Source organism: Candidatus Eisenbacteria bacterium, from assembly GCA_016867495.1.
In the GTDB taxonomy this organism is placed as follows: Bacteria; Eisenbacteria; RBG-16-71-46; order CAIMUX01; family VGJL01; genus VGJL01.
Window position 1 is genome coordinate 1 of record VGJL01000223.1, and the last position, 3,809, is coordinate 3,809.

The window sequence follows — 3,809 nt, forward strand, 5'->3', positions numbered from 1 at the left end:
GTTCGATCTTCTTGCCCTGCGGGGTGCTGGTGATCCGGCTTCCCGGCGGGATCGAGTGGATGAGCCATGTGTTGCCGCCCACGATCGACCCCTTCCCGATCACGGTGTCGCCTCCGAGGATCGTCGCCCCGGCGTAGATGACGACGCCGTCCTCGAGCGTCGGATGTCGCTTGCGGTCCCGGATGATGTTCCCCCGCTCGTCCTTGGGGAAGGAGAGGGCGCCGAGGGTGACTCCCTGGTAGATCTTCACGTTGGCGCCAATGTCCGTCGTCTCCCCGATCACGACCCCCGTCCCGTGGTCGATGAAGAAGCTCTCTCCGATGCGGGCTCCCGGATGGATGTCGATCCCCGTCTCCCTGTGCGCGTACTCGGTCATGATGCGCGGCAGCAGGGGCACCTCGAGAAGACGCAGCCGGTGCGCGACCCTGTAGACGCTGATCGCCTTCAGGCCCGGATAGGAGAGGATGATCTCCGCGAAGCTCTTGGCGGCCGGATCCCCGTCGAAGGCGGCCTGGACGTCCAGCGTCAAGGACCTGCGCACGTCAGGGAGCGCGTCGATGAAGCCCTCGACGGCCGCGTCGGCGAACTTCACGCAATGCTCGCACGACCCCTCAACGGCGCACTCGAACCGCGAGGCGAGGTAGATCTGCTCGTGCAGCTCGTCGGCGACGTCGTCGAGGAGAGCGCCCACGTGATACGACACATTGTCGCGCGTCAGGTGCTGGTTGCCGAAGTAGCCCGGGTAGAGGAGCTCGAAGATCCTCTCCAAGAGGTTCGTCGTGATCTCCTCGGAAGGCAGGCGCTTCGTCTGGTCGAGGTTGTGGGCGGTCGGAAGCTCGTCGTTGTAGGTCTCGATGAGCCGCCGCGTCACATCGGCCAGCATGTCCTGGATCGGTCGCTTCTTCATGGCGCGAGGAACGGGTTGGTCGCCCGCTCCGCTCCTATGGTGGTCGCCGGACCGTGCCCCGGGACGACCACTGTCGCGTCGGGATACGGCAGGAGGCGCTTGCGAATCGAGTTCAGGATCAGATCCATGTCCCCTCCCCAAAGATCGGTTCTCCCGATGCTTCCGCAGAACAGGGTGTCGCCCGAAAGGATGTAGGCGGGCTTCGCCGCGTCATTCGGTCCGGACTCCGACACGGCGAGGCAGAGACTGCCGGGGGAGTGGCCGGGGGTGTGGAGGATCTTCCCCCGCAGGGCGCCGATCCGCAGGGTCTCGCCGTCTTGCACTTCCCGGCCGATCTCGGCCGTCTCGATCTTGGGCAGGCCGAAGAGCTGGGCCTGCAGCTCGGCGTGATCGTAGAGATACCTGTCCCCGGGATGCAGCAGGACCGGCGCGCCTGTCGACCTGGCCACTGCGCATGTCGCCCCGAGATGGTCCAGATGCGCGTGCGTCTGCAGGATCGCCTCCACGGTGAGCTTGTGCCTTCCGATGACGTCGAGGATCCGGTCCGCCTCGTCCCCGGGATCGATCACCAGGGCGCGTCGTGTCTCGCCGCACCCCAGAACCGTGCAGTTGCATTGAAGGAGGCCAACAGAGAGAGTTTCGATGATCATGACGTCGCCAACATCCATCGGATGACCGAACCGGGAAGATTAGCAAAACGCCGTTCCGAAGGCAAGGGAGGTTCTCGTGGCAGGGGGAGCGCTCGTGGGGAGGCCCTCGTGATGATGGAACGCCCGCCTGTCCTCGCGCCGAACGGAGCGGTCGCGACGGCGCATCCCCTCGCGACGGCAGCCGCGCTGGAGATGCTGCGGCGCGGGGGCTCGGCCGCGGACGCGATCGTCGCCGCGGGGAGCGTCCTCCTGGTCGTCGAGCCCTGGGCGAGCCATCTCGGAGGCGATGCCTTCGCCATCGTCTTCGATGCGGCGAGCGGCAGGGTCCGGGCCTTGCAGGGTAGCGGGATCGCTCCGCGGGACCTCGATGCCGGCGCGATGCTCGGGCGGGAGATCCCTCCGCGCGGCGCGCTGTCGATCACCGTCCCCGGAGTCGTGAGCGCCTGGTTCCGCTTGCTGCGCGGATGGGGCCGGCTCGATGCCGCGGAGGTCTTCGCCCCGGCGATCGAGATCGCGCGCGGGGGCTTCCCGGTCCACGACCGTTGGGCGCGCATGGCGCGGCTTCATCGCGCGCTTCTCGCCGAAGATCCCGGCCTCGCGGCCCTCTTCCTCCCGCGGGGAGAGCCGCGGGGAGCGGGAACATGGGTGCGGCAGCCCGACCTCGCCGACACGCTGGGCGCGATCGCCCGCGATGGGGAGGATCTCTTCTATCGAGGGCCGCTCGCCGCGCGCATCGTGGACGAGATCCGCTCGCGCGGCGGCGCGCTCTCTTCGGACGATCTGAGCGGGCACAGGACGGAGGAGGTCGATCCTCTCTCGATCGATCTGGACGGGGCGATCGTCTGCGAGCAGCCTCCGGTGTCGCAGGGGGCGATGGTGCTGGCGATCCTGCGCGTGCTCAAGGAGACCGACCGCCTCGGATGGCGCCTCTCGGACGATGGGCCGCGCGCGATCGCGCGCGAGATCCACCTGCAGGTCGAGGCCTACCGCCTGATCCGGGTGGAGCGGGACGCCTGGCTCTGCGATCCGCGCTCCGCGCCGGCGCAGGTCGAGGAGGGGATCGCGAGGTGGCTCTCGCGGGACCACGCGGCCAACCTCGCCGCGCGGATCGATCCCGAACGAACAGCCGCCGCACGCGAAGACACGCGCGCGGCGGGCGCGGAGACGACCTATCTCTGCGCCGTCGATGGCGCGGGGAACGCGGTGAGCTGGATCCAGTCGATCTTCCATGCTTTCGGGGCCGGGTGGATCGTGCCGGGGACCGGGATCCTCCTGAACTGCAGGATGGCTGGATTCTCGAGCGATCCCGCCTCGCCCAACAGGCTCGAGGCGGGCAAGAGGCCGGTGCATACCCTCAATCCCTGGATGGTCCTGCGTGGAGGCCGGCCGTGGCTGCTGGGGGGGACGCCCGGCGCGGAGGCGCAGATCCAGGTCAATGTGCAACTCCTGCGCGCGAGAGTCGTCCGCGGACTCCCGCTCGCCGAGGCGATCCGCTCGCCGCGCTGGTCGATCGACGAGAGAGATCGGCTCTGTCTCGAGGCGCGCATCCCGCGAGAGGTTCGAAGACGCCTCGAGCATCGGGGACATCGGGCGATTCGCCTTGGGCCCTGGGAGGGGCCGGGCCTCGCGCAGGCGATCGAGCGGCTCGACGAGGGCGGATGGCTCGCCTGCACCGATCCGAGAGGTGAGGGGCTCGCGGCGGGGCGCTGAGAGAGTCGTGCCTTCGAACAGGCAGTTCGCCGAGGGACATCGCCGCCGCTCATCGGAGTCTCAGAAAGTCGTCCGTCGTCGCCCTGCGCAGCTGCCCGATGGTAGTACCGCAGCATCCCGCCGAGTCGTGTCCGGCACTGGACCGGACCGGAGGTGCGGAGATACTCGCTGACCTCTTGCTGCTGCCGGTTGATCAGGCCGGCCAGGATGGTGAGGAGTAGCTGCCAGGGTTGGAGGACGAAGTTCATGGTTGGTCCGACGCCGGAGCGGCAAGAGGGAGAGCTTCGGGCGCATGACTCAGCCGGTCAACCGGCTGAAACCAGTGCTGGACGAAGGCCCGCAATCAAGAGCACGAGCGTGAGTTGCGCCTCGGCTGAGTATCTTGACCATACGGGGATCGAGATTACGGAGCTCTCGTAGAATAGGGCAGGTTACTGCTCCAGTATCGCCCTGGTGCGCTCCCGAAGTTGCGGGAGTTCTCTCTCCACCGCCTCCCAAACGACGTCCGTGTCGATCCCGAAGTAGTCATGCACAAGGATGTT

General features: G+C 67.8%; 4 protein-coding genes. 1 reads left to right on the forward strand and 3 read right to left on the reverse strand.

Going from position 1 to position 3,809, the window contains the following annotated elements; all coding sequences use genetic code 11:
* The coding region (locus tag FJY88_12530) for a serine acetyltransferase (protein ID MBM3288161.1) at window positions 1–907 on the reverse strand (907 nt) is incomplete at its 3' end.
* The gene (locus FJY88_12535; GenBank protein ID MBM3288162.1) at window positions 904–1,557 is read right to left on the reverse strand and encodes an MBL fold metallo-hydrolase; all 654 of its coding nucleotides are present in this window, start codon (window positions 1,555–1,557) and stop codon (window positions 904–906) included. The genes FJY88_12530 and FJY88_12535, both read right to left, overlap by 4 nt.
* A gap of 21 nt (window positions 1,558–1,578) precedes the next feature.
* Here FJY88_12535 and FJY88_12540 point away from each other — a divergent pair, with 21 nt between their 5' ends.
* Window positions 1,579–3,267 (forward strand): gamma-glutamyltransferase family protein, encoded by a 1,689-nt coding sequence (locus tag FJY88_12540; GenBank protein MBM3288163.1) that lies wholly within the window; start codon window positions 1,579–1,581, stop codon window positions 3,265–3,267.
* A 431-nt stretch (window positions 3,268–3,698) separates the two neighbouring features.
* Here the strand turns inward: FJY88_12540 and FJY88_12545 are convergent.
* Window positions 3,699–3,809 (reverse strand): DUF86 domain-containing protein (locus FJY88_12545; protein ID MBM3288164.1); only part of this gene is annotated, 111 nt, incomplete at its 5' end.